General features: G+C 40.3%; 24 protein-coding genes. 6 read left to right on the forward strand and 18 right to left on the reverse strand.

Annotated elements, in window-relative coordinates; all coding sequences use genetic code 11:
- The first annotated feature begins 7 nt into the window (after nt 1-7).
- The 4 genes from EKM81_RS02390 (at nt 8) to EKM81_RS02405 (ending at nt 3,154) form a co-directional block, all read left to right on the forward strand.
- Nucleotides 8-820, forward strand: a complete 813-nt coding sequence (locus tag EKM81_RS02390) for a DUF3800 domain-containing protein (RefSeq protein WP_125647871.1) — start codon at nt 8-10, stop codon at nt 818-820.
- Between the two features lie 16 nt (nt 821-836).
- Nucleotides 837-1,310, forward strand: a complete 474-nt coding sequence (locus EKM81_RS02395; RefSeq protein ID WP_125647874.1) for a type II toxin-antitoxin system PemK/MazF family toxin — start codon at nt 837-839, stop codon at nt 1,308-1,310.
- A 219-nt stretch (nt 1,311-1,529) separates the two neighbouring features.
- Nucleotides 1,530-1,847, forward strand: coding sequence for a hypothetical protein (locus EKM81_RS02400; protein WP_125647876.1), 318 nt, complete (start codon nt 1,530-1,532; stop codon nt 1,845-1,847).
- A gap of 92 nt (nt 1,848-1,939) precedes the next feature.
- Nucleotides 1,940-3,154 (forward strand): tyrosine-type recombinase/integrase, encoded by a 1,215-nt coding sequence (locus tag EKM81_RS02405; protein WP_125647880.1) that lies wholly within the window; start codon nt 1,940-1,942, stop codon nt 3,152-3,154.
- A gap of 102 nt (nt 3,155-3,256) precedes the next feature.
- Here EKM81_RS02405 and gndA read toward each other — a convergent pair whose 3' ends face one another.
- The 10 genes from gndA to EKM81_RS02455 all read right to left on the reverse strand — a co-directional run bounded on the left by gndA (nt 3,257) and on the right by EKM81_RS02455 (nt 11,185).
- Nucleotides 3,257-4,681 (reverse strand): NADP-dependent phosphogluconate dehydrogenase, encoded by a 1,425-nt coding sequence (gndA, locus tag EKM81_RS02410; protein WP_125647884.1) that lies wholly within the window; start codon nt 4,679-4,681, stop codon nt 3,257-3,259.
- Nucleotides 4,682-4,766: 85 nt separating this feature from the next.
- Nucleotides 4,767-5,351, reverse strand: coding sequence for a DUF177 domain-containing protein (locus EKM81_RS02415; RefSeq protein WP_125647887.1), 585 nt, complete (start codon nt 5,349-5,351; stop codon nt 4,767-4,769).
- Nucleotides 5,352-6,521, reverse strand: coding sequence for a nucleotidyltransferase (locus EKM81_RS02420; protein WP_225420153.1), 1,170 nt, complete (start codon nt 6,519-6,521; stop codon nt 5,352-5,354). It lies immediately after the preceding gene.
- On the reverse strand, nt 6,518-7,267 hold the full coding sequence (locus EKM81_RS02425; protein ID WP_125647890.1) for a class I SAM-dependent DNA methyltransferase: 750 nt from the start codon (nt 7,265-7,267) through the stop codon (nt 6,518-6,520). Before EKM81_RS02425 ends, EKM81_RS02420 begins: the two co-directional genes overlap by 4 nt.
- Nucleotides 7,268-7,610: 343 nt before the next feature.
- Nucleotides 7,611-7,973 carry a ribosome silencing factor gene (rsfS, locus tag EKM81_RS02430; protein WP_125648091.1) on the reverse strand — a complete coding sequence of 121 codons (363 nt, stop codon included), beginning with the start codon at nt 7,971-7,973 and terminating at the stop codon, nt 7,611-7,613.
- Nucleotides 7,974-7,975: 2 nt separating this feature from the next.
- On the reverse strand, nt 7,976-8,593 hold the full coding sequence (yqeK, locus tag EKM81_RS02435; protein ID WP_125647893.1) for a bis(5'-nucleosyl)-tetraphosphatase (symmetrical) YqeK: 618 nt from the start codon (nt 8,591-8,593) through the stop codon (nt 7,976-7,978).
- A complete protein-coding gene (locus tag EKM81_RS02440) occupies nt 8,586-9,218 on the reverse strand; it encodes a nicotinate-nucleotide adenylyltransferase (protein WP_125647895.1) in 633 nt (210 codons plus the stop codon). The genes yqeK and EKM81_RS02440 overlap by 8 nt, the downstream gene beginning before the upstream one ends.
- Complete coding sequence (gene yhbY / locus EKM81_RS02445; protein WP_125647898.1) at nt 9,215-9,526, reverse strand: ribosome assembly RNA-binding protein YhbY; 312 nt, start codon at nt 9,524-9,526, stop codon at nt 9,215-9,217. The genes EKM81_RS02440 and yhbY overlap by 4 nt, the downstream gene beginning before the upstream one ends.
- Before the next feature lie 12 nt (nt 9,527-9,538).
- The gene (gene yqeH / locus EKM81_RS02450) at nt 9,539-10,660 is read right to left on the reverse strand and encodes a ribosome biogenesis GTPase YqeH (protein ID WP_125647901.1); all 1,122 of its coding nucleotides are present in this window, start codon (nt 10,658-10,660) and stop codon (nt 9,539-9,541) included.
- On the reverse strand, nt 10,661-11,185 hold the full coding sequence (locus EKM81_RS02455; protein WP_125647904.1) for a YqeG family HAD IIIA-type phosphatase: 525 nt from the start codon (nt 11,183-11,185) through the stop codon (nt 10,661-10,663).
- A gap of 544 nt (nt 11,186-11,729) precedes the next feature.
- On the opposite strand from EKM81_RS02455, the gene EKM81_RS02460 reads away from it, so the two are divergent.
- The gene (locus EKM81_RS02460) at nt 11,730-12,659 is read left to right on the forward strand and encodes an NADP-dependent oxidoreductase (protein WP_164509180.1); all 930 of its coding nucleotides are present in this window, start codon (nt 11,730-11,732) and stop codon (nt 12,657-12,659) included.
- Between the two features lie 81 nt (nt 12,660-12,740).
- On the opposite strand, the gene EKM81_RS02465 is transcribed toward EKM81_RS02460, so the two are convergent.
- Nucleotides 12,741-13,490: an alpha/beta hydrolase gene (locus EKM81_RS02465; RefSeq protein WP_125647910.1), complete on the reverse strand. Its 750-nt coding sequence runs from the start codon at nt 13,488-13,490 to the stop codon at nt 12,741-12,743.
- A gap of 253 nt (nt 13,491-13,743) precedes the next feature.
- On the opposite strand from EKM81_RS02465, the gene EKM81_RS02470 reads away from it, so the two are divergent.
- Entirely contained in the window at nt 13,744-15,156 is a 1,413-nt protein-coding gene (locus EKM81_RS02470) for an MFS transporter (protein WP_125647913.1), read from the forward strand.
- 77 nt (nt 15,157-15,233) lie between these two features.
- Here the strand turns inward: EKM81_RS02470 and EKM81_RS02475 are convergent, their stop codons facing one another.
- The 7 genes from EKM81_RS02475 to EKM81_RS02505 form a co-directional block, all read right to left on the reverse strand.
- Nucleotides 15,234-15,758, reverse strand: a complete 525-nt coding sequence (locus EKM81_RS02475; RefSeq protein WP_125647916.1) for a GNAT family N-acetyltransferase — start codon at nt 15,756-15,758, stop codon at nt 15,234-15,236.
- A gap of 131 nt (nt 15,759-15,889) precedes the next feature.
- Entirely contained in the window at nt 15,890-16,240 is a 351-nt protein-coding gene (locus EKM81_RS02480; RefSeq protein ID WP_125647919.1) for a hypothetical protein, read from the reverse strand.
- Nucleotides 16,241-16,511: 271 nt separating this feature from the next.
- The gene (gene nagE / locus EKM81_RS02485; protein ID WP_125647922.1) at nt 16,512-18,542 is read right to left on the reverse strand and encodes an N-acetylglucosamine-specific PTS transporter subunit IIBC; all 2,031 of its coding nucleotides are present in this window, start codon (nt 18,540-18,542) and stop codon (nt 16,512-16,514) included.
- On the reverse strand, nt 18,539-19,399 hold the full coding sequence (locus tag EKM81_RS02490) for a PRD domain-containing protein (protein WP_125647925.1): 861 nt from the start codon (nt 19,397-19,399) through the stop codon (nt 18,539-18,541). The genes nagE and EKM81_RS02490 overlap by 4 nt, the downstream gene beginning before the upstream one ends.
- Before the next feature lie 255 nt (nt 19,400-19,654).
- Nucleotides 19,655-20,431, reverse strand: coding sequence for an ABC transporter permease (locus tag EKM81_RS02495; protein ID WP_125647928.1), 777 nt, complete (start codon nt 20,429-20,431; stop codon nt 19,655-19,657).
- Entirely contained in the window at nt 20,428-21,351 is a 924-nt protein-coding gene (locus EKM81_RS02500; protein WP_125647931.1) for an ABC transporter ATP-binding protein, read from the reverse strand. Before EKM81_RS02500 ends, EKM81_RS02495 begins: the two co-directional genes overlap by 4 nt.
- A gap of 192 nt (nt 21,352-21,543) precedes the next feature.
- Nucleotides 21,544-22,410: a glycosyltransferase gene (locus EKM81_RS02505; protein ID WP_125647934.1), complete on the reverse strand. Its 867-nt coding sequence runs from the start codon at nt 22,408-22,410 to the stop codon at nt 21,544-21,546.
- Nucleotides 22,411-22,586 lie beyond the last annotated feature (176 nt).

Consider the following 22,586-nt stretch of genomic DNA (forward strand, 5'->3'; position numbering starts at 1 on the left):
AAGTAATATGCAGCAATGGCAAATTTGCCGAACCAAATTGACCAATGAAGCAATTTCCGATACTGACTATTTAATTAGTATAGATGAAACAGGAACTCCAACTCTAAAGAATCTCAATGAATCCTCTCCAAAACAATTGCGTTGGTTTACAATATCATGCTGCATCTTTAATAAGGATTGTATCAATGACAATGCCGAAAAAATTATGAATTTAAAAAATAATTTTTGGCAAGACGGCAACTATCACGGCCATAGAATTTACTTACACTCACGGGATATCCGCCGAAAACAGGGGCCATTCAATCTGGATAATACCCTATATAGTAAATTCATTAATGAACTTGGAAACTGTATATCTGATATCGATTTTACCGTATGTTCGGCCTCAATCGATAAATGGGCACATGTTAAACAATATTCACATCCTGCTCCAGTTTATGATCTTGCTTTAAAATTTATGCTTGAAAGAATCGTTATGTTTTTATCACATAAAAGCTCAACTGGAATTTTATTGCTTGAATGTCGCGGATGGAAAGAGGACAACGAACTTCTCTCGCAGATAGTTGCTTATTTAAAGAATGGTACAGGTTATTTTTCGTCAGAAAAATTAAAATGTATTAAAGGCATCTATTTTGAGAAAAAAAGGACAAAGGATCAAAATAAATCCTATTGGCCGTTTGAGTTATCAGATATAGCAGCACACAATCTTAACGAATACGCTGCAACTAATGAAAAGACTAAAATATTTTCTTTGATCGAACCGAAAATAATTGGATATCCTAATAAGATTGATGGGCGGGGAATAAAAAAATTTCCGTAAATAATTAAGGAGAATTATGCAGACAATACAAGAAAAAAACACTCTTTTAGATGAGTGGAATACGAAAAAAAAGCTAGAGGCAAAAAAAGCGTTATGTGATTCCTCTGTTCAAAGCATACATTTACGCCCTGGAACAATCGTTTGGACAGATTTTGGTGAAAATGTTGGTTATGAAATAAACAAACTCAGACCTGCTCTTGTACTCTCAGCAGAGCGTTTTAACAATGGGACTTGTACCATCGCACCTCTCACAACTCATGGCCACTCTCAAAATATCACACTGAGAACAAGCACGGAGTTCATTATTTATAAAAAAGATATTGCTTTCTCAGAAAATTACCGCGCTGATACTTTTTCTGATAAATCTTTAGTGAAAATAGAACAAATCAGAACCATAAGTAGTGCAAGAACAAAAAACAAAATTGGAATTCTACCAGATAGTGTCTTTAAAAAAATTAAATTACGAATTAAAACATTATTTGACATATAGTGCCTACAAGTGTAATATACTAACTATGTTGCCTACCACGTCGTAGGCTTTGGTTGTGGCGGTAAGGTTAAGATTATTCTAAACGATGAAGCCGCCATAGTTTGTAGGACAGGTCAAATTGACCTGTCTTTTTTTTACTTTTCAAATTACCAACCCTCGCCTAGTGGCATAGTTGAGTGCGATTCTCAACCGAGGCTTTGATCATAAGGAGGTCAAGCAATGAACGGAAAAGAGTTTTTCGACTACTTCGAATCAGTAACTACTGCTAAAGATTCATTCTTAGACAAGGCGCTAGAATTGCAAACATCAAAGAATTTGAAGCGAGCACCAGCCAAAAGATATAACGAAACAATTGTTGCCCAGCAAGCAGATAAGCTTTGGGCCGAGTTAGTTGGTAATTTATATAACAACATCAAAAATCAGCTTAAGAACTCTGATAAGAAGTCAGCTTGGACAGAACTATTGGATAACGATGATGTCGTAGAACAATTAGACGATTCGATTGCTGAAATTAATTTGAATGAGACTCAAAACTAAAGCTATGTAAGGCTTATTTTTTTACAAGCCAAAAGAACATATGTGCGTGTTTTTTATAAATTTGCAACACACAAATTAGAAAGGAGCTAATTATGCGTAAATGGTCACCCTTTAAAAACCACCCTAATATTTACACGTATCAAACCGCCAAAGGAAAAAGATTTGCCGTCCGTCGAGGTTTTACGAATGTGCTAGGAAAGAAAGACGAGTTCACAAAATCGGGATTTAAGAATTGGCGTGAAGCCGAAATAGTATTGAAAAAGTTTGAATCTGACCTTGCCCTAAATAAATTCGATAACCTGGCTTCAGAAAAAGTCACTCTGCAAAAAACGTGGGAAATGATGAAAGACGAGAAAAAACGTCTTGGCAAGTGGCGGCCTTCCACCGAAGAATCACAGATTAACAATTATTTGATTTATATAAAGAATCCACTTGGCAATAAAAGTCTTTCTCAGATAAAGCGACCAGTGGTTCAAAAATGGTTGGACTCTTTATCAACTCAGAACCTGGCTCACGATACGATTCGCTCAGCATACGGAACTCTGTCTCAAATCATAAACTATGCCGTCAATACAGAATTAATTGGTAGCAACCGCATTCGTGGGCTTGATTATACTGGAAAAGACCCAAAAGACAAATCAATAGAACCGATTGACTTTAACAGATGGATGAAGTGTGCCGAAGCTGTGTTAAATAACGCTGACTATGCCATGATTGTCGTAATGGCGAATACAGGTATGCGTCGTGGCGAAGTCACCGGACTAAGGACAACTGCTGTTACTATCAAAGAAAACGAACTAACCCGCGAAAAATTTGCAATGATTGATATCAACTTTCAGCGCAGTGTTAACAATCCGAACGGCGCTAAACTAAAAACAAAGTCCAGCTACCGAAAAATTGCTGTAACTGACGAAACAACTAATTATTTACAAGAAGCCATTGACATTGCTGAAGCAAGACGAAAGAAAGGCCATAAATCTCCAAACGCTATTCCCTGGCTTTGGGTCAAGGAAGATGGTGATCCAGTAAGTGTATTCCACCTTAGATATTTATGCCAAGTTGTTAGCAATAAATGTGGGATACATATGCATCCTCACATGTTCCGTCACTACTTTGCTACTGAAACGATTGCCAATGGTGTTCCTCAAATTGATGTCATGCATTATTTAGGCCATTCAAGCGTGCAGATGACGGCCGATTATACTCGTCCAACAGAGAATGCCAGTCTCAACGTCTCAAAGGGGTTCACACCAACGGATACAGTTCCATACGGTACAATAAATCGTGTACCGTCCAATGTACCGTAAAACGAATGAAAACTACTGAAGATTAAACTAAAAAAAGCTTATCCCGAAGTTTAGAAATCGCTCTAAACGTGGGATAAGCTTAATTAGTTTACTTTAGTTTTTCTATTGTTCCTCGTACCAAGTATAGTGATAGATGCCTTCACGGTCATTCCGCTTGTAAGTGTGAGCACCAAAGTAGTCACGTTGTGCTTGAATGATATTGGCAGGTAAAACTTGCGCCCGATAAGAATCAAAATAGTTGATTGCAGAACTTAGAACTGGCGTTGGGACACCATTTTTAACTGCGAGCGTAACAATATCACGAACTGCAGCTTGATACTTCATGGCAATATCAGTGAAGTATGGGTCCAATAATAAGTTTTGCAACTTAGGATCTTTTTCGTAAGCACTTGTAATTTCTTGTAAGAATTGAGCTCGAATGATACAGCCAGCCCGCCAGATTGGCGCAATCTTACTGAAATCTAATTCCCAGTTGTATTGTTCGGCGGCCATCTTCATTTGTTCGAATCCTTGCGCATAACTCATAATCTTACTGAAGTATAAGGCTTGGCGAATTTTTTCAATGATAGCTTTACGATCAGCTTCAGGAATTTCGACTGGTTTAGGACCACTCAAAACTTTGCTGGCATTCATCCGCTCTGGTTTCAAAGCAGAAATGTAACGCGCATAAACAGCTTCAGTGATCAGTGATTGTGGCATCCCGATTTCAAGGGCATCTTGGGAACTCCACTTACCAGTCCCTTTGTTGCCAGCTTCGTCCAGAATCACATCAACAATTGGCTTGTCAGTACCCAAATCATCTTTACGAGTCAAAATATCAGCTGTAATTTCAATCAAGTAACTCTTCAATTCGCCTTGATCCCAGTCCTTTAAAATATCAGCAATTTCTTCAACTGATAGACCAAGAACTTGGCGCAAAATATTGTAACTTTCAGCGATTAATTCCATATCGCCATATTCGATACCATTATGAACCATTTTGACATAATGACCGGCACCATTTTCGCCGATATAAGTGACACATGGTGCACCGTCTTCAGCTTTAGCAGCAATTTGTTCCAAAACTGGGGCAACTAAATCGTAAGCTTCTTTTTGACCACCTGGCATTAATGATGGCCCTTGTAAAGCACCGAGCTCACCACCAGAAACACCCATACCAATAAAGTTAATGCCGGATTTATCTAATTCAGCATTACGCCGCATGGTATCTTTGAAGAAAGTATTCCCACCGTCAATTAGGACATCGCCCTTGTCAAGCAATGGTAATAACTCTTTAATGACAGCATCAGTACCAGCACCGGCTTTGACCATCATCAAAATCCGCCGTGGTTTCTCTAATGATGCAACAAAATCTTCAATCGTATAACTTGGGACTAATTTCTTGTCAGCATGCTCAGTGGCAACTGCCTTTGTTTTACTACCTGTCCGGTTGTAAATTGCAACAGTATAACCGCGGCTTTCAATATTTAGGGCTAAGTTCTTGCCCATTACGGCCATGCCGATAACGCCAATTTGTGGTTTATCCATGAATCATTGCCTCCATTTATTAATACCTTTATCCTAGCAAAAAAAAGCACTTTTTTAAAGTAAAGTTATTTTTAAAGCCCTAATATTACTCCTTTGATTCCGAATGGGCACTATCATCAGGTAATAACGCCTTTAATTTAGCAAACTCGGGATTTGGTTGTTCTTCTTGTTCAGCCGCGTTGGCCGCATATGTTTGCTCACTGATGACTTCCCAACCTTGACCAGCTGGCATCTCATCTTGAGCCAGCTCTTCTGGTGTAAAGATTTGCGTAGGAATTGCTAACAAAATATGATCCTCAACTGCATCTAATAAGTCGACTTGGTTATTTTCGATTACAATCAAGAGGTCATCGCCACCCACTTCGTCATCTTCATCGTCTCGTGGCTCAGGATCGGTCAATACATACTGTTCGTCAATTGCTAGATCAAGGGGTAACTCAACTGGCAACAAGCTCCGCGTTGAAGGAACAACTAATGTCCCAACAACGTGCAAGCGACTGCGCCAACCTAAATCGCCACTACCTAATGTTCCCGTAATCGTAAACTCGCTAGCATCTAGAATGCCGCTAGCACGTTGTTGCAATGCCGTTAACAAATTCAACGTGGTATTAATTTTAATTGCTTGTCGATTTGATTTCTGCAATTGTTCAACTGGAAAAACTAATTTCATTTAATTAAACTCCTTATTTGTGATAATAACGCGCCGTTTAAAGTTTTGCTCGCGTCCAGATAACTGTTGATAAAAGCGATCAACCCGCACTTGTAACCCCAAAGGGCCATTAGTAGCGCCGGTCTTAGCGTCAACTTTAGTGATTAATGGTGTTGGCAATTGTGGCCGCTGTTGATGAAGATACGCCTGCCCAATTTGGTTAAAACCCAATACCCTTAATTGTGGTCCCCATGACTGCGCCTGCTTCAAGTCTTGATTCGTTATATTTAAAGTCGTGTACAGCGCTAAACGTCGCAAGCGGGCATAAGTATAACGTTTGGATTTAACGCGCTGTAAAAAGTCGGACCAACTTGTACTCTCACGATTTTGCTCATTAAACCGATATTCCAACCCCTCCGACATTTGATAAATATCGGCTAATTCTGATGGCCAAGTTGTATTCAACCGGAAATGTAAAAAAGGCCAAAGCTGTTCAACATTAATATATGGTGGCTGTAACCTGGCCTGAGGATAAGGAAGCAACGGTTGGACAGCACCTGCTGGCTGCTGGTCCAGCAACAACTGGCGAATGGCTGAAGCACTGGCAAAAGTGGCAGCTGTTGCTACTTCAGTTTGATCATGAGCTGCACCTTGACGTTGAATGGGAATTAGTTTAAGTGGCTGGGTTAATTGTGCGTTTGCTAGCGCATAACTTAATCCCAATAGTTGATTGGGGGCGGTCACCCGCCGACCAATCACCGCAGTCAAAAAGTCATTCCATTGCGTCGCATAAGTTTTCTGATAGTCAATTGTAAATTGTTGGTGTTGAACTTGGCCCAACATTTGCTGACCAAATTTCTGATAGTCAAAAGTGACGTCTTCAGTTCCAAAAGCCAAAGTAGTACATTGCAACATTGATAGAATTTGTAACGCACCCTGCGCGAACAAATCAGCTGGCTGACAAGCACTAGCAAAAGGCAATTCAATCACTAAATCGGCACCAAATTGTAATGCCAATTGAGCGCGTTGCCATTTATCAACTATTGCTGGCTCACCCCGCTGAACAAAATTACCAGACATGACCACAATCAAGCAATCAGCCGCGGATTGCTGGCGTGCTTGCTTAAGTTGATACTGATGACCACGGTGGAAAGGATTATACTCTGCCACAATGCCACAAGCTTGCATCATGCTTGCGATACCTTAGCCTTGAAAAACCAGCGTTCAGTTGTTGGGGTAATTGTTTCACCAGCAAAACCACCAAAAGTTTCAACTTCTGTAAATCCACTGGCAGCTAATGCTTGTTTAATTTTAATGATTGGATATGTTCGTTCATGGTGGATCTCGTTCAAGGCATCGTAGCCACCTAAATCATCCCGCCAAACAAAGAAAGTGAGATCATGTAGCACGCTGTTACTAGGATCGTCGGCAAAGCTCGACCACATAAATGCCCAATCCTCTTCGTGATAATTATACATATAACCAGGGAAAACTTCATTAACTTGGTAAAGTGAGTGCATATCAAATAAGAATGTGCCACCAGGCTTCAGTGCTTGACGAACTTGACTAAAGGTCGTCTGCAAATCGTTAAGATTAGTCAAATAGCAGAGCGAGTCATCGTAACAAGTGACCAAATCCAATTGTGGTAACGCCAAATCTGTTAATTGTCGAAAATCTCCCTGCATTAAGGTGGCATCAGTTTCAGCTTTATTCAAACGATCCGCCGCCAGTGTTAACATTTCCAAAGATAAATCTACACCGTAGACGTCAGCCCCTTGTTGCGCATACAAAAGAGCCAAGTCGCCAGTACCACAGGCCAAATCTAAGACTCGTTGCTGCTTCAAGGAACCAAATTTTTGTTTGGTAAAATCAAGCCATTGTTGATAAAGGTCTTTGTCCATTAATTGATCATAATAATACGCAAATGTTTGATACATTTAATCTCCTCGTTCGACCAACAACCCGGTCTTGATTAGACTTTTGCCGGCCGTTGGATTTACTATTGTGCTTTTATTTTAATGGAGTTAGTCTAATTGTTCAAGCCGTCGTCAATAATCCTGGCGAATAAGAAAACACTGACTGAAATCTGTTCGCCAAAGACAATCAGTGCCGCTTAACGCAAAAATAGCGTCTGGGACATCAGCCTATTCTCCAAAAAACAATACGAACTTTCATTGCTGAAACGCGTTCTCAAAGGGCAACCGATTCCACTTAACGCAAAAATGCCAAGCAATTCTAACGAATTGTTCGGCATTTTTCGTTAATGCTCACTAGCTAAGTTTAATCTTCTTCAGTGACCCACTCACTTAAATTGACTTCAGGCGCATCAGCCCACAGTTTTTCCAAATTATAGAAGTGGCGCGTTTCTTGAACAAAGATATGAACCACAACATCCTTAAAATCAATTAGGACCCATTGGGAATCCTTGCCACCCTCAACACGATTTTCAATATTACCTAATTGATTAACGCGATCAACGATGGCTTCTTTAATGGCTTCAACCTGCCGCTCTGAGTTAGCGTGCATAATTACAAAATAATCTGCTAATAAACTTACTTGACGCATATCCAGCGCCACAATTTCTTCTGCTCGTTTATCATCAGCAGTCTTCACGACTGCCTTTAAAATTTCTTCACTATTGATCACTAATGTCGTTCCTCCTGTTTAATTCCATAAACATTATAAGCATCGATCATCACTGGATAAATCTTCTGTTGCTGACTGATGAGATGATCGATGACTTGCCGTAACTCAACTGAAACTGCCGCATTCAAACTTGTAGCCAACGCTTGCCGAGCAAGATCGACCTTAGGAAAATCACGGCCTGGTTCAACATAATCAGCCACAAAGATAATTTTATCCAAAGTCGACATGGCGGCACTTCCAGCCGTATGATGAGCTACTGCCGTTAAAATGGCGGGATCGGTAATTCCTAACTCTGCTTTAATAAAATATTGTCCCACTAAGCCATGCCAAATACCATTACCATAATCTAATAATTCAGCAGGCAGGTGCTGCTGGGCAATCATTTCCTTAAAATCTTGCGCTGACTTTTCCTTCGCGTAATCGTGTAATAGCCCCGCAATCCCAGCACGAACAATATCGGCGTGATTATCTGCAGCAATTGTTAGTGCAGTTTGCTCGACTCGTAAACAATGATTAAAGCGATAATCGCCTAATTGAGCCCGCAATTTTGCAACTAATTCCTGATGAGACATTGGCACTAATTGGTGAAATTCTTTTGATTCAGCATATTCAATCATGATAAAGTCCCTTCTCATCAATATACCGGGCGACCGCATCTGGTACCAAATATTTAATGGAACAGTGATTTTTGACTAAATGACGAATCTTGGTTGAACTAATGGCCAATTCTGGCGCATCGACCCAAATCACTGGATAAGCCGAGTGCGTCGGATAACCAGGTCGCTTAACACCGACAAAAGTCACCAATTTAGCTAGTTCGTCAATCCGATACCACTTTTTCAAATAATCAATCATATCGGCGCCAAGAATTAAGTAATAATCATTGAGCGGATGACGTTTTTTCAACTCAACAATCGTGTCATAAGTATAACTTTTACCACCACGAACAATTTCCAACAAGTCCAATTCAAAACCAGGATGATCGGCAATTGCTAGTTCCAACATCGCCACCCGATCTTTGGCAGCCAAAGTTTCTTTATGATCGACATGAGGTGGTTGGGCATCGGGAATAAATAATACCCGCTCCAATTTCAATTGACACATAACCTGATCGGCCATGACCAGATGTCCCAAATGAATGGGATTAAAGGTACCACCAACAATACCTACCGCATGTCGTCTAATCGTTTGTGTCGCAAGTTTCACCTTGGGCTCCGGCGTCAAAATCTTCTGCTGTTTCATCGGATTTTGTTCACTTCGGTTGATAAACGCTGATACTTCTCCTTATTATTAGGACGATAGATTGTAATCACCCGGCCAAGATGTTGAATGACTTCAATTTTAGGTAAAGCAGCTAACGCCGTTACTACTTCGGAAACTGTGACCTCAGCGTTTTTTAATAAAGCCACTTTAATTAGTTCGCGCGTTGCTAATGCTTGCTTTAAATCATCTGTAAAAGCGTCATTAACGCCGTTTTTGCCTACTTGTGCCATTGGTCGTAAATGATTGGCTTGACTCTTTAAATATTTTTTCTGCTTACTTGATAACATTTAACCACTCCCTTAAACAATTGGCGCCCGTAAACTATAACCAACACCAGCCGGTAAATAAAGGGCATAGTGACTATTCGCCGGAATTCGAATCCAACCTAACCCTGATATGACTAAATCCTGTGGTTGATGAGTTTGGAATTCATGCCGTCGAAATTCTGGTAATTTTTTCGGATCTGCCGGTGGTGTTAATAACTCACCAGCATGCCGTTGATAAAAATCATCAGCAGTTGCTGTCTTAGTACGATGAACCAATAGCTGATTTTCCACGTAAACAACCAAGCTACTACGCTTGCCAGAAAGATAATCTAAGCGGGCCAACGCACCCAAAAATAGTGTTTGTGGCGGCGTCAACTGAAAAACCTTAGGTCGAATTTCGGTTTGCGGACTAATGTAACGTAACTCGTTCTTTCCAAGGAAGTGAGCCATTTGAGTACCGTTAATAATGCCTGGCGTATCAATAATGCTTTGACCATCAGCCAAGGGAATCTGGATTTGATCTAAAGTTGTTCCCGGAAACTGTGACGTTGTAATTAAATCACTAGCACCAACGGTACTTTTTATAATCGCATTAATCAGCGTTGACTTGCCAACATTGGTCGTCCCCACCACATAAACATCGCGATGTTGACGATATTTATCAATCGCGGCTAACAACTCATCAAGTTGGAAGTTTTTCTTGGCACTCGTTAAAATCGTTGCCACTGGATGCAAGCCTTGTTGATTTGCTTGTTGTTCGAGCCAATTACGAACTCTTGAGCGATGAACACTTTTTGGTAATAAATCGGCTTTATTGCCCACTAAAAGAATTGGGTTATCACCAACATAACGATGTAGCCCGGGAATCACACTACCGTCAAAGTCAAATAAATCCACCACATTAACGATCAAGGCCTTCTTATGGTCTAAACCATTAAGCAGACGCGTAAATTCATCATCGTCAATCGCAATATCCGCGATTTCATTATAATGTCGTAAACGGAAACAACGTTGACAGTAGAACGCAGCTTGATCATCAGCCAATTGTTTCTTCAATGATGCTGCGGGGATGTAACCAGCTTGCTGTGGGTCTTCGCTTTGTAGCCTAGCCCCACAGCCAATACAATAAAGCGCTTCGTTATTTGTGTTCGTCATTTAGTTCATTTTCTCCTGCCACTGCAAATTTGGGTTTTTACGATAATATTGTTTCATAATAATGCCTTCCATAAAGCGACTGAAGTGAGTAATGCGACTATCAGTTTCCACCAAAGGCTTAACCATGACCGTCCGCACTCCAGCTAAATGTCCAGCCTGAATGTCTGTTAATAATTGGTCACCGACCATAATCGTTTGATCAGGATTCAAATGAAATTTCTTCAATGCCTGTTTGATCCCAAACGGCAAAGGTTTTTTAGCACCGTGGATAAAAGGAATCTGTAAATCCGCAACTGCTCTAGCAACGCGACGTTGATTATTATTGGAAACCACAATGACTTGAATTTGACTTTGCGCCATTAAGTCTAGCCACTGTCGCAACTGTTGTGACGACTGCGGCTCATGCCAAGCAATCAAGGTATTATCTAAATCTGTTAAAATTGTATTAATCTGATGACGTTTTAAGTCAATTGGCTGTAACGCATAAATACTCGTCAACAACCAATCTGGTTTAAAGAAAGCCATATTTCACCTCATTTTTATCTCTTCTTATTATAAAGCCCAGTGCCACAAACCACAAGCAGAGTGTGAGGAGCGACGCACTTTTGGCGTAGCCTAATTTCGATAATTTGATTGGGCACTGCAAGTGACCGAGCAAATTATCAAATTAGGCATAGCCATTTGTCGCTCCGAACACGTTTCAATCAAAGTGTGAGGGCTGGTGGTCTTTTGGCGTAGCGTAACTTCAAATAATGATTTGAGCTGGTACAAACCAGATCGAAGCATTATTTAAGTTAGGCATAGCCATTTACCACCCCGAACACGTTTCAATCAAAGTGTGAGGGGCAATGGGTAACTCGCGTAGCGTAAATGATTTGAGCCGCTACTAACCAAATCAAAGCATTATTCAAGTGAGGCCTAGTAAGTTACTGCCCCGAACACAATTCAAAACTAGTGCCAACCTGCGAGAAGTATTCAAATCAGCTTTTTAAGCGCCGGTCGCTTATAATACAGCTAAGACATCGTCGTTAATAAATCGTGATCAAACAAAGAAAGGATTGTTGTTATCGTGAAAAGTTTTGGTTTTACTAATTATGGTGGTCCCGAAGTACTCCAAGAATTCGAGCGCGAGATTCCCACCCCCAAAGCCAATCAAGTTTTAATTAAAGTGGCCGCTTTTGCAATCAATCCCTATGATATTTCGCTACGCCAAGGAAAATTCAGTCAGGGGCAACCGCTAACTACACCTTATTATCAAGGAACTGATTTAGTTGGCCAAATTGTGGCCCGGGACGCCAATGTCACCGACTATCAAGTTGGCGATTGGGTTATTAACCGTCGCGCCAAAAGTGGTTACAGTCAATACGTCACGGCGAGCACAAACAAAATTATGTTGCGACCTTTGACCTTACCGGTGCCGATTGCGGCCAGTTTGCCTTCCCCCGGGATTGCTGCCTATAATGCTTGGTATCACTTTGACAGTGTTAAACCTAGTGACCAAGTCGCGATTTTAGGCGTGACGGGCGCCGTGGGTTCATTGTTAGCGCAAATTGCCCTTGCTGCTCATCAGCCTATTACCGGGATTGCCAACCATCGCCACGAAAAAGTGGCTCGTGAGTTTGGCATTCAGAATTTCCTAGCTTATGATCAATTACCGCCAACTTCTCAATGGCAACATCAGCAAACGATTGTTTTTAATACGCTACTTGGTGGCAACGATCACGGTTTAGCCGACAAATTACTAGCACCACATAGCCAATTGATCAGTCTCAATGACACTGCAGTTCAGCTAACAACACCTGACGTTGAAAAGATTACTGTTGCTTATCGACGCGACTTAACTGATCAAGCAGCATTTGAATTTTGGACAAATTATTTAACTGAACGAAGTCTACAAATAATTATTGACCAAGTTCGACCAGCCACACTGACCAATCTTCGTGATGCTCAAGCAACACTGGCCCAGCATCATTTTGGTAAGCAAGTCCTCACTTGGTAATTGCACAGATTTGAATAAAAAGTCTTGGACACTCACAAGAGCTGCCTCAAGACTTTTTATTTTCGTCTAAATTTTATTTCCCTATTTAGTCTGATTTAATTGCTGATAGCGTTCATTTAACCATTGTAGACTAACCGGCAAATAAGTATCCCAAAATTCCCAATTGTGGGTACCTGTTTGTTCACGATAATCAAGTTTGTTTAAATATTGCCGGCCAAAAGTATGGAAAGTGCGATTATCCGTCAATAAACTATCATTGGTGCCAATGAATTGTAACAACGGCAAATGGGCCACTTTCTGATTAGCTAATAAATTTAATAAGTTAGCCGAGCTATTTTGGAACTTAGTTTGACTACCAAAAATTTGATTCAATAAAGGGCCCTCTTCTTGCCAAGACTGATTTAAATCCAAGCAACCAGACAGACTAACAGCAGCACCATAACGCTCTGGATAAGTTAGCGCCAACTTAAAGGCACCATAACCACCCATTGATAAGCCGGACGCAAATGTCGTGTTGCGGGTCAAGGGCCAATTAAACCAGGTTCGCAAAAATTGTGGTAATTCTGTGGTTAAATATTGCCAGTAACGTTCCCCAGATGGTAAATCATGATAGAAACTCCGACCACCATCAGGCATCACAATGGCAAAAGGTAATTCTTCTGCATAGCGTGCTAAGGAACTCATGGTTAACCAGGCCGAGGCATCATCGGATAAGCCATGCAATAAAAACAGCACTGGCTGATTTTCAATTCGTTTAGCGGGTAAAAGTAGCTGGACCTGCGTTTGTTTATTTAAACTTGTTGAACGTATTGTAAATGTAGCGATTGTCATTCATCTCACTCCAATCCAAAATAAGTATAGCATAACTGCCCTGATCCCTGTATAAAACTCGGCCAAATTAGCTAGTATCTAGTCTTAGTTCACCAAAAGAACGGGCGAATACACCTAAATCGGTTCATCATTTTTGAAAGCTAAAATTTGAATTAGGAGTTCCTAAGAACTATACTTTTAACAGACGTGATTTTCTGCGTTTTAATGAGCCACTTTATAATTAGAGTAAATATTAACTAGGAGTCGAAGGATTATGGCAAGTCAAGCAAAAGATCGACAAGGAAATACTTATTATCGCATGGCATTTATTTGGACACTAGTAGCTGGCACTTTTACCATGTCAATTAGTCAGTCATCACTATCAACCGCCTACCCCACTTTGATGGCCTACTTTCATGTTCCCGCTTCAACCATTCAATGGTTAACCACTGGTTTTATGTTGGTGATGGTGGTCATGATGCCAGTAAGTCCCTGGCTACTAAATAATTTACGATTTCCAGCCTTATTCATTAGTATGTTAGCCTTATTTGATATTGGCACTTTAATCATCTTTTTTGCGCCGACCTTTCCGTTGATGATGTTGGGTCGAGTACTTGAAGCGATGGCTGTTGGTATTATGTTCCCGTCATATCAAACAGTTATGTTGCGCATCACGCCAGAGGCTAAGCGTGGATCCATCATGGGATTTGCAGGGCTAGTCATGGGTTCAGCTTTGGCAATCGGCCCAATTATTTCTGGCATTGTTTTAAAATACACAACTTGGCAAGGACTCTTTGTTGTCTTTATGATTATTATCACTTTGGTGCTATTATTATCATTTAAAACTATCAAAGATGTGATGCCTCAAAAGAAATCACCGCTGGATTATCAATCTGTTTTTGGCAGTTTAGGCTTTATTGGTATTTTATACGTTGTGAATCAAATTGGTCAGCCAACGGCCAACTGGGGACTTCTGACATTGCTCCTAATCATTAGTCTTTTAGCGATTGGCTACTTTGTCTGGCGCCAATTCCATTTGACGCAACCTTTATTAGACCTGCACGTCTTACAAAACTTCAATTTTGACTTGGCAGTTTTATTAACCGGCGTGTCATATATTGCCTTAATCGTTGTCACGATTATTTTTCCCCTCTATTATCAAAACATTTTAGGCTTATCTCCCTTTATTTCTGGCATGGCTTTAGTTCCTGGGGCAGTGGTGTTAAGCATCTTGAACCCAGTAACCGGTCGGCTAGCCGATAAAATCGGTTTTAAGGCAACGATGCTAACTGGGATGGCCATGATCGTTACAGGCTGGTCTTTATTAGCCTTTATTCCCGGCCAACAAACGCTCACTGCCATGATCATCATTGCGGCGCTAATTGAAGGTGGCAATGCCTTTGTGATGATGCCGGCAGTTACATTAGGGGCTAATTCATTGCCTGATCAATTAATTGCTCATGGTACTGCAGTTATTACTACAGTGCGGCAGATTTTAGGTTCTGCTGGCGTGGCCATTGCTACCTTAGTCTTGGCGTTGAGCACCAAACGGCATCAATCCCTCGGCCGAGCGGCTGCCGACTTAGCAGGCTACCATGCTGTCTTTGTAACTTTCTTAATCGTCGCAGTTATTGGGTTCATTGTGGCAATTACCCTAAAGAATACCGTTCCCCCTAAAAAGAAATAAAAATTTCATTGCTACCATCATCAAAAAAGGTTTCCACGTCACGGCATTTTGCTGACTTGGAAACCTTTTTTTGCTGGTTATTTAGCTGTTAAATCACGCCGCATTAATAGATCCGTCTGTGGGTCCGCTCCTAGCTGGAAAGTATGTTGACCTACTTGATAGAAGCCTAACTTTTTATAAAAAGCCTGAGCAGGATAATTCCGCTCCCAAACTCCTAACCAAATAAATGCCTTACCTGATTGTTCAGCTTGTTGAACAGCGCTCTGATAAAGAAAACGACCTAGGCCTTGACGCTTATATTGTGGGCGAATATATATCCGTTCGATTTCAAAGCCAGTTGCCCCTAACGCCTCTGACTGAGCTTGCCCCCAATTAACTTTCAAATAGCCAGCCACTTGATCAGCCAATAAAACAAAATAAAAGGCCGACTCTTGATTAGTTAATTCACTGGTTAATTGCTGAGTACTGTAAGCCTGATCAAGATACTCAGCTAAATCAGCAGCCGAATTCTCATTTGCAAAAGTATCCGCGAAAGTTTCTCGGCTAATTTGTTGAAGGGTCGTTAGATCGCTTAGTACAACTTGTTTTAAAATTGGTGTCATCAAAATAACCTCCTAAAATAACATGTTCAGAACAACCAATGACTGCGGTCAGACTAGCTTTCAAACAAGACGCCTAAAATCACTTATGCCACAGCCCAGTTAATTTTATTTTAAAAGTTTTGTTATCAAAATTAAAGGTTTTTCCCGGAAATAAGCTGCATCTGCTTAATCACACGTTGAACATCATTTACTCGAAATTCCAAACTCGTCAAGAAGATTAACTTATTCTGGTCGGCTTTATCAAAGAAAAGCTGATGTTCTAATCCCGGCGCACAAATTAATAATTGATTATGAGCTGCAATCAAAGAGGCAATATCGCCAAATGTTTGGTCTAAAGAAACTTGCCAAGGTAAATCTAGTCGACCAATTTCCTGAAGGAGAGTTCGACGATAATGTTTAATATTGCCATCAAGTCTAAACTGAGAAGGCATTAAATTTCCTAAGATGGGTTCACTGTTAAATACAATCACGGCCTGTTTCATAGTTACTAGCTCCTTATACAGTTTTAACATCATCTTACTCGTTAATACACAAGGTTACCAGTACCAGTCAGAAAATATCTAATCACTTCATCAGCGCCATTGCTAGAAAAACAAAAAATATCACATTGACTTTAAAAATTGTCAATGTGATATTCATCGTGGCTGAGTATTCGTCTTTTTAACGACAACACTCAGTGATATATTTTGTTGCATAGTCAACACAAATTGTTCAGCCGATTCATTGATCAGCACTAAATTTGGGGGAATTTAGTTATTTACTTTCAACTGATCCAATTTCGTCATTGACGTTAACTGCCTGACTAGGTTCAACTGTGATTGACGACATGTGATCACCATTTGTGACAGCAACGATCATATCAGTTTTCAAACCAGCAGTTTTAATAGCTGCTAAGTCAACATTAGCAATCAATTGACCGCGATTAATTTGTTGCCCTTCAGTCACCATAATCGTAAATGGTTCACCCTTAAGGCTAACTGTATCTAAGCCCATGTGCAGCAAAACTTCCAAGCCAGAAGCAGTTTTAATTCCTAAAGCGTGTTTGGTTGGGAAAATACTGCTGATCGTCCCAGCAATTGGTGCAAAGATTTCACCATTTTCTGGAATTACAGCGAAGCCATCACCCATCATTTTGGTTGAGAAGACATCATCAGAAACTTCAGTAATTGGAATTAACTTACCAGTTGCAACTGCGTAAAGTTCTGACGTTTTAGCAACTGGTTCTTCAGCGGTTGCTTCTTCAGACACTGGTGTCGTCGTCTCGGTTGCTGGTGTTGCAGCAGTTTCTTTTGCAGCCGCGGTTGGCCGTGGACCACCTTGATGCAGTTTAGTCATTTCATCAGCAACAAACTGAACGTCAGTCCCAACGATAACTTGAATATTTTTACCATCAATGACTTTAACCCCGGGAACACCGGTCGCCTTGATTTTGGCTTGATCAACTGTACCAGTATCAGCAACTTGTAAACGTAAACGAGTGGTACAGTTATCAATTGAAGTGACGTTAGCAGCGCCACCTAAAGCGTTGTAGATTTCGTCTGCTAAAACAGCATATTTGTCACTACCCTTGGTGAATGGATCGATACTTTCAGAAGCTTCATCTTCACCTTTTTCACGACCTGGTGTCATTAAATTGAACTTCTTAATGGCAAAGCGGAACCCGAAGTAGTAAATTGCGGCAAAAGCCAAGCCTTGCACTAACAACATCAATGGCTGATGTGCAACTGGATTCTTAAGTGAGAGAATGTAATCAACAAACCCAGCACTAAACGCAAAGCCAGAGGTCCAATGGAAGAATGCACTAACGGCTAAGGATAAACCAGTGAAGATTGCATGTAAAACATAAAGTGGCCAAGCAACAAACATGAAGGAGAATTCAAGTGGTTCTGAAACACCGGTAAAGAATGAAGCAAACGCACCAGCTAGCATCAAGGATGCAGTCACCTTACGTTTTTCAGGCCGGGCTGCTTGATAAATTGCTAAAGCGCCGGCTGGCAAACCAAACATCATAATTGGGAAGAACCCAGCTTGATACATACCTGTTTTACCAACAATTGCTAAGCCCTTGTCAATGGCACTCTGACCAGCTAAGAAGTTACCAATATCGTTAATGCCAGCAACATCAAACCAGAATACTGAGTTCAAGGCGTGATGTAAGCCAGTTGGAATCAATAATCGGTTAAAGAACCCGTAAAGGCCAGCACCGATGAAGCCTAAATTAGAAATCATCTTACCAAAGCCAACTAAAACAGAGTATACGCCAGGCCAGATAAAGAGCAAAGCCCCAGAAACAACTAACATGGCAATCGCCGACATGATTGGTACTAAACGTTTCCCACTAAAGAAGGACAACGCCATTGGTAATTGCACATGGCTGAAACGATTATACATTGCTGCGGCAATTAAACCAGCAACAATCCCGACAAAGACGTTATTACCCATGGTACTAAAAGCTGGGTTAACATCAGTTAATTTCTTTAAACCTAATAAACCTTGAACTGATTTCGGTGCTAAAACTGTCATTGGCACTAAATAAGCCACTAACCCAGATAACGCAGCCGCGCCATCTTTATCTTTCGACATTCCTAAAGCCAAACCAACGGCAAATAATAATGCCAAATGATTTAGAATTGCTAAACCAGCATTCATTAAGAAGGTCGTCAGTGAGTTGGCTCCTGCTGTCCCGACAATCCAGTTAGCAATCCCAACTAGTAATGATGCAGCGGGTAATACGGCCACTGGTAACATTAAAGACCGTCCCATTCGTTGCATATATGCTTTCATTTCTTTTCCTCCGCTTTCATACTTTCTTTGGCCATACGCAAGCGTTCAATATGAATCGCAATATAGCCTAACTCTTCTGTGGTGGTCGACATTTGATAACTTTTCGTTAAAAGCACTCGAATTTTCTTCGCGATTAAATAACTTTCTGGATACTTCTGTTTCACCAAATCAACTATTTCGCTATCTAACACAGCATATTGCTGATTATGATAGCGCTGTAACAGCTGTCGTAAATGATTAGCTAAGCGTGAATAGTTCAACGCCATCGCGTCAGAATGAATATCAATATCCAGTTCTTGCTCAATCAAATGAATCACATCAGAAACAATCGTGACCTCGCGGATACTCCGACTGCGAGTTGACTGATTATTGCGCCCACTATGTAAGTGAATAGCAATGTAGCCGGCCTCGTCATAACTATAGGGAATACCCAGTGACTTGTTTAAATAATCCACCGCCCATTGTGCAATTGCAAATTCTTCATCATAAAGAACTTCAATTTCACGTAAAAGCTTATTCCGAATAAAAATCCCGTTCTGAATGTTGCTTGCTGAGAAAGCCAAGTGATCTGTTAAAGCAATTAACAGATGTTCATTCAAGTGTTCCATTAAAACTGTTTCGGCGTGATCAATAATATGTTCAGCTGCAAAAAGATACTTTTCATCAATTTGATTCAGTAAGTCTTGCAACTTGATCTGACCTTCTGGCTCTAAAATAAACAGCCGTTCAATTTGACGCCGAAAAATCCGATCATTTCTCTTTTTATTGAAACCAATGCCCTTACCAATTGCCACCTTTTCCTGATCGTCATCAAGTACTAGGACGGCATTTTGATTTAAAACTTTTTTGATTTTCATGCTATTAACCCTCATCTGCAGATGTGTTATTTGCGTTGCTACATAATACCAAAAAGGGCATGGAAAAGTCTACTAAAGTTCATCACTTTAGCAGTCTTTCCATGCCTAGTATTATCTAGTCACATAAAATCATATTGTTAACGTTTACAAATTTACCACACAAAAATTACTTTTGCAACTAAAATTAGAAAAAGAGTTCTAACTCACATTTAGTTAGGAAAAAATAAACTAACATTTTGATAAATCTTATTACCGCTAATAATGCCCCGACGTACCTTGCTCCTGAGCACGATTTGACGCTCGCCGATAAACTAAAATGCCTATTGCAAACCACCCAATAGCATTAAGCATGCTAATTAAAAAAAGTTGTCCATTTTGAATCCAAAAACTTTGGCCCTGGACAATCAAACTCAGCCAATGGTAAATCGGCGTCATTGGTAAAACCGAGCCGAGAATCTTACCGAAAATACCTTGCTTGGCAAATGGATAAACAATTAAGAACAGAAAGCCGAATTGAATAATAGTTAATAATTGACTGACCCGTTTAAAGACAATCGCCAAACTAACGACTAATAAACCAACACCCATGGCCACAAGTAAGGCTAGCAAAACTCGCAAAATAATTGCCGGACTTAATTTGATTTGAAAATCAATCAGTAGCAACAATAAAATCAAAACCACCAACACAAATAATAGGGAAAAAATAATGTTGACCGCACTGCGTACCAGAAAGATTTTTACCGGTGAATATCGTGATAAATACAATTGTTCCAGAGTGCCACTTTCAGCTTCTTCAGCAATCGCAAAACCATTATCGCCAACCGTATTTAGAATGAGCATCCACAGCACATAGCTCACCACCAAATCGCTAAGATGATTACCTAAAATTGGCATCCCGACAATATACTGACTCCCAAATATAAGGGCAAAAAAGCTACCAGCTGCAATCAAGATTTGAGCAATCGTCTCCGTTGGATAGCGGCGATAAGTTAACAGAATCCGGCGAATTTCAGCGCTAAAAACAGATTTCATTGGCCCACCCTCGATTCATTAATAACGGATTTAAATAAAGTCTCCAAATTCAAATCAACCTTTTTTAAAGACAATAATGGCAACTCGGCCAGTACCCGCAAAATTGCCGGCAAGTTGGTTGGGGAAGCCAAAATAAGTTGATAGCTAGATTCGCCGAGCTGATCAAGTTGCCCATACTGCGCTAATTGTTGCAATGACTCAGTGGGTAGCGAATGACTGAAAGTTAGTTGATAGATTTCGCGTTGAAAACTCTGCAAGGCAATCTTAGTTTGATCTTCAAAAACAATTTTCCCGTGATTAATCATCACGACCCGATCAGATAAATTTTGGGCCACCGCCATCTCGTGAGTCGTCAGCAGCACAGCCATGTTTTGCTGCTGCGCTAATTGTCGGACAATTTTTTGAATTCGTTCACTGGCCGCCACATCCAAACCTAAGGTGGGCTCATCAAGTAATAATAATTTAGGCTGGTGGATCAATGAGGTGCATATTGCGACAATTTGTTGCATCCCGCGACTAAGTTCACGGACCGGCGTGTCTTTTTTTGCCAGTAAATCAAACATTTCTAAATATTCAAGGCCTTGTTTAATAGCAACCTTCCGGCGAATCCCGCGAATGCCACCCCAATATTCAAAATTTTCAACCGGTGATAAACGCCAATATAAATTACGACTCCCCTCCAAAACAGCCCCGATGTTTGCTAATATCTTTTGATATTGACTATTCAGTACTTGATTGTCCCAAACAACTTTTCCTGCAGTTGGTACAATCAAATTTAAAATCATTTTTATTGTTGTTGTTGTTCCAGCCCCATTTGGTCCCAGAAAAGCTAGTATTTCGCCCTGATTGATTGTAAACGAAATATCATTAACGGCTTTAAAATCCCCATATTGCTTTTTTAAATGATTGACTTGTAACACACCATCACCGACTTAATTTATGAGCTTATTTTTAATTTATAATTCACATTTTATAATATTCTATCATATTACGTTAATGTAAAGATACTTTAGATAAAAGAATCAAACAATCAGCTCACTAATTGCTTGATCACCTAAACTATTTTTGATCTTCTACGTTATTTCTTGGTCTTATCCGCAAATATTTTACGACTATTTTTTCTTTTGATGCTGATCAATTTCAATCGTCGACATGGTCAGCCAGTTCTTAATCTCCGCAAGTTGATATTTGTCCAACAATTTTTGTTTACGCTGGCAACTATAATGGATTCGTTCGTTGACTGCTAACTGTTCTTTAAATTTTTCATGTGGTAAATGGATACTGCCAATTTCTGCAGCAAACTGAATGAGATAGCCCGCCTTAAACCAGCGAATGCCTAGATCTATGTCCTCATAACCCCAGCCGTTAAATGATTCATCAAACCCACCTAATTCAAGAAACGCTGTCCGCGGCATTGAGGAATGTCCCACCCAGAATATCAACCAAGGCGCTTGCCAAGTCGTTAAGTCAGTACCGTATCGTTCAAAAATTGGCTGCCGGGCATCATGAATGGCTAAGGTTTGAAGTTTACCAATTTCCCGATTCACGTGTTGCCCATGAATTTCTAAAGAGTCCAAAACTGGTCGATTCTCATTAAGCCGATCAAAACCATAAATATTGCCTAATAAGGCTGTTGGCTGAAGCGTTTCTTTTTGCCGGTGCAGATGTTGTTGTAAGGCATCTTCACTTAAAAGAATTCCTGCATCCAAAATCACTAAAAACTTGCCCTGCGCAATTTTTGCACTTAAATTACGAATGGTTCCCGCTCGAAAACCGACGTCAGGTTGATATAAATATTTCAAGTTAAGCTGATTTTCAAACTGCCGAACAACTGCTAAAGTATCACTACTAGAACCATCATCACCAATGACGACTTCGAATTGATCAGCTGCCAAAGTTTGCTGTGTTAATGACGTTAATGTTTCCGCCAATAACTTATTCCGATTATAAACTGAGATCAAAACAGAAAGTTCAAGCACAAGCCCATCTCCTCGTAAACATTAAAAACATTTAAAAGCGCTTACAAATTATTATGCCATATTCTGAGCAATTCAGCAATTTTCAGAGCTAAGAATCAATTCACTAGACGATTAGGTAATAAAATCTCGGTAAATTAATCATCCGTATGACAAGTTCTCTGAAAAAATCAGCGCCT

This window comes from Lapidilactobacillus gannanensis, from assembly GCF_003946675.1.
In the GTDB taxonomy this organism is placed as follows: Bacteria; Bacillota; Bacilli; order Lactobacillales; family Lactobacillaceae; genus Lapidilactobacillus; species Lapidilactobacillus gannanensis.

Excerpts from the sequence above, each read along its gene's own strand:
- yqeK (WP_125647893.1), bottom strand. The coding sequence starts at position 8,593 with ATGATTGAATATGCTGAATCAAAAGAATTTCACCAATTAGTGCCAATG.
- EKM81_RS02390 (WP_125647871.1), top strand. The coding sequence starts at position 8 with ATGCAGCAATGGCAAATTTGCCGAACCAAATTGACCAATGAAGCAATT.
- EKM81_RS02480 (WP_125647919.1), bottom strand. The coding sequence starts at position 16,240 with ATGAAACAGGCCGTGATTGTATTTAACAGTGAACCCATCTTAGGAAAT.
- EKM81_RS02490 (WP_125647925.1), bottom strand. The coding sequence starts at position 19,399 with ATGAAAATCAAAAAAGTTTTAAATCAAAATGCCGTCCTAGTACTTGAT.
- EKM81_RS02470 (WP_125647913.1), top strand. The coding sequence starts at position 13,744 with ATGGCAAGTCAAGCAAAAGATCGACAAGGAAATACTTATTATCGCATG.
- yqeH (WP_125647901.1), bottom strand. The coding sequence starts at position 10,660 with ATGACGAACACAAATAACGAAGCGCTTTATTGTATTGGCTGTGGGGCT.
- EKM81_RS02405 (WP_125647880.1), top strand. The coding sequence starts at position 1,940 with ATGCGTAAATGGTCACCCTTTAAAAACCACCCTAATATTTACACGTAT.
- EKM81_RS02465 (WP_125647910.1), bottom strand. The coding sequence starts at position 13,490 with ATGACAATCGCTACATTTACAATACGTTCAACAAGTTTAAATAAACAA.
- yhbY (WP_125647898.1), bottom strand. The coding sequence starts at position 9,526 with ATGTTATCAAGTAAGCAGAAAAAATATTTAAAGAGTCAAGCCAATCAT.
- gndA (WP_125647884.1), bottom strand. The coding sequence starts at position 4,681 with ATGGATAAACCACAAATTGGCGTTATCGGCATGGCCGTAATGGGCAAG.
- EKM81_RS02440 (WP_125647895.1), bottom strand. The coding sequence starts at position 9,218 with ATGAAACAGCAGAAGATTTTGACGCCGGAGCCCAAGGTGAAACTTGCG.
- EKM81_RS02395 (WP_125647874.1), top strand. The coding sequence starts at position 837 with ATGCAGACAATACAAGAAAAAAACACTCTTTTAGATGAGTGGAATACG.
- EKM81_RS02495 (WP_125647928.1), bottom strand. The coding sequence starts at position 20,431 with ATGAAATCTGTTTTTAGCGCTGAAATTCGCCGGATTCTGTTAACTTAT.
- EKM81_RS02425 (WP_125647890.1), bottom strand. The coding sequence starts at position 7,267 with ATGTATCAAACATTTGCGTATTATTATGATCAATTAATGGACAAAGAC.
- EKM81_RS02475 (WP_125647916.1), bottom strand. The coding sequence starts at position 15,758 with ATGACACCAATTTTAAAACAAGTTGTACTAAGCGATCTAACGACCCTT.
- EKM81_RS02420 (WP_225420153.1), bottom strand. The coding sequence starts at position 6,521 with ATGATGCAAGCTTGTGGCATTGTGGCAGAGTATAATCCTTTCCACCGT.
- nagE (WP_125647922.1), bottom strand. The coding sequence starts at position 18,542 with ATGAAAGCATATATGCAACGAATGGGACGGTCTTTAATGTTACCAGTG.
- EKM81_RS02415 (WP_125647887.1), bottom strand. The coding sequence starts at position 5,351 with ATGAAATTAGTTTTTCCAGTTGAACAATTGCAGAAATCAAATCGACAA.
- EKM81_RS02400 (WP_125647876.1), top strand. The coding sequence starts at position 1,530 with ATGAACGGAAAAGAGTTTTTCGACTACTTCGAATCAGTAACTACTGCT.
- EKM81_RS02455 (WP_125647904.1), bottom strand. The coding sequence starts at position 11,185 with ATGGCTTTCTTTAAACCAGATTGGTTGTTGACGAGTATTTATGCGTTA.